Annotated in this window: 4 protein-coding genes; all 4 read right to left on the reverse strand. The window is 29.0% G+C overall.

The window, feature by feature from the left end; translation table 11 throughout:
- On the reverse strand, nucleotides 1–216 hold a 216-nt coding region (locus tag HUJ77_RS14810; protein ID WP_291709956.1), incomplete at its 3' end, for a hypothetical protein.
- A 3-nt stretch (nucleotides 217–219) separates the two neighbouring features.
- Nucleotides 220–561 (reverse strand): DUF1653 domain-containing protein, encoded by a 342-nt coding sequence (locus HUJ77_RS14815; RefSeq protein WP_291709958.1) that lies wholly within the window; start codon nucleotides 559–561, stop codon nucleotides 220–222.
- 9 nt (nucleotides 562–570) lie between these two features.
- Nucleotides 571–1614: an NADH:flavin oxidoreductase/NADH oxidase gene (locus tag HUJ77_RS14820; RefSeq protein WP_291709959.1), complete on the reverse strand. Its 1044-nt coding sequence runs from the start codon at nucleotides 1612–1614 to the stop codon at nucleotides 571–573.
- 301 nt (nucleotides 1615–1915) lie between these two features.
- Complete coding sequence (locus HUJ77_RS14825) at nucleotides 1916–2248, reverse strand: hypothetical protein (RefSeq protein ID WP_291709961.1); 333 nt, start codon at nucleotides 2246–2248, stop codon at nucleotides 1916–1918.
- Nucleotides 2249–2393: the final 145 nt, after the last annotated feature.

Below are 2393 nucleotides of genomic sequence, written 5' to 3' on the forward strand. Positions count from 1 at the left end.
TTCTTTTGCCATTATTTTTTCCTCCTCTTTCTTATATACAAAAGGAATATCATCAATTTCTACTAACATATCCTCTTCACTTTTATAACTTGGATAAATTTCATATGCAGGTCTTCCACACCCTCTAAAGACCTTTATTCTTATGTAATTTTCACTACTATCCTTTATTATATCTTCTAAAGCTTTTTTAGCCTTTTCATCAAATCTTATGTTCATATCTTAATTCTCCCTTACATATTCAAATCTATATTTTTGCTCTACATCTGGATATTTATCTTTATCTACTTTGCTTAGAAACATTTCTATAGGTCTAGCATAAATACCTTTATCATCATAAAGAGCCTTATATAAAACTAAACTATCTTCAAATTCATTATCGTGATAATATAAGTCTCCTATTTTATAAATATTAATAAGCTTATTTAATTCTGTATGATAGCCTTTGAATAATATTTTATTCTTATCTATATCTTCATTTTCATTTTTTTTACTTACAGCCATTACAGCATAATAATTATTTTTAAAATGTTTATAAATTGCAGGATACTTTATACTTCTCATTAATATCACCTATTCCTCTTGTATATTTCTAGTGAAACCTCTTGAATATTGTTTTGGGACTTCTGTCTTTTTATTTAGCTTAATAGCAGCTTCAAATGTCCAATAAGGATTTCTAAGCATTGCTCTTCCAATAGCTACTAAGTCAGCTTCTTCACTTTCTATTACTGAGTTTGCAAGTTCTGGTTCATCTAATTTGCCTACAGCAATTACATCAATATCTAAGTTTTCTTTTATTGCTTTAGCAAACGGAACTTGATACCCTGCATTACTGCCTAGAGCTCCATTTGATCCAATTGGACCTTCTCCTCCAGAGCTTATATGCAATACATCCACTCCAGCTTCTTTATAAGCCTTAGCAAGCTTAGTTGAAGTTTCTATGCCATATCCACCATCTACATACTCAACAGCAGAAATTCTCATTAATAATGGCATATCTTCTGGCATTTCACTTTTAGCAGCTTTTATTATGTCTACACCAAATTTAGTTAAGTCTTTTCCATATTCATCACTTCTCTTATTTGTTAATGGTGAATGGAATTGATGTATTAGGTAACCATGTGCTCCATGAATTTCAATGGCATCAAATCCAGCCTTTATAGCACGTCTTGTTGACATTCTAAACTTCTCAACCATTTCCTTTACTTCTTCAGTACTTAATTCTCTTGGAGTTTTATATGTTGAATCAAAAGCTATTGCTGAAGGTGCTACTGGAACTTCAGCATCTTCTGCCTTTCTACCAGCATGAGCAATTTGTATAGCTACCTTTGCTCCATATTTATGACATTCATCAACAATCCTCTTTAAAGGTTCTATTTGTTCATCACACCATAATCCTAAATCGTAATCACTAATACGTCCATCTGGTTCAACATCTGTCATTTCAACAATAATTAGACCAGTTCCCCCTACAGCTCTACTTACATAATGAACGAAATGCCAATCTGTAGCTATACCATCCTTCTTTTCTACAGAATATTGACACATTGGAGGTAGAACTATTCTATTTTTTAATTTAAGCCCTTTAATTTCATACGGGGTAAATAAATCTTTCATAAACAAATCACCTTTCTTATATTATTCTATATTTTTAGTATAATTATCCTAACTTTATAATTCAAGTAGTAAATATTCATTAATAATACCTATTAAAAGAAATTAATCTCATTATTTTAATGCAAAATATTAGTTTGACATAAAACTTGTCTTTACTTTATCATATATTTAGTAGTTATTTATTTTTGCCAGGTAGATATTTTACATACTGCTTTTCTACCTGGCATTGTTATATTCAATATTTTCAAAACATAAAAGGATTAGTCATAAAAACTAACCCTTAATCATTTATGATATTTTATTAAGATTTACCTTGTCCCACTTTCACCAATAAGTCATGGATAAAATTAGATCCTCTAGATATTAAAATAGAAGTTAATACTGTTCCTAAATAAGGTATTGTACTTTTAATTTCAAGTAAGCTTAATATATCTAGCCTTATTCCAAAACAAATCACTAAAGATACTATTAAAGCTCCTATTCTATCTATACATATCTTCCCTTGCTGCCAACTCATTTTTAATGTTTCCCATACACTTTCAGCTATTAATGCAACTATTAATATAGTAAACAAATTTTCCATACTAATATCCCTTCCTAAAGTAGCTATACTAGATAATTTAAATATCTTCATATAAACATCATATTTACGGAAGAGAATATTTGTAACCTTTATTGTTAAAAATATTTTTTATTCTATAATTAAAAGAACCCTATATCTAGTATAATCCCCTTATGGTAGACAAATATAAAAAGACCCTTATAATTAGGTTAGATAT

The organism is Clostridium sp. (genome assembly GCF_021443865.1).
GTDB lineage: Bacteria > Bacillota > Clostridia > Clostridiales > Clostridiaceae > Clostridium.

What these genes read in the sequence shown, in the direction of transcription:
- HUJ77_RS14815 (WP_291709958.1), bottom strand. Translation starts at nt 561, where the DNA reads ATGAGAAGTATAAAGTATCCTGCAATTTATAAACATTTTAAAAATAAT.
- HUJ77_RS14820 (WP_291709959.1), bottom strand. Translation starts at nt 1,614, where the DNA reads ATGAAAGATTTATTTACCCCGTATGAAATTAAAGGGCTTAAATTAAAA.
- HUJ77_RS14825 (WP_291709961.1), bottom strand. Translation starts at nt 2,248, where the DNA reads ATGAAGATATTTAAATTATCTAGTATAGCTACTTTAGGAAGGGATATT.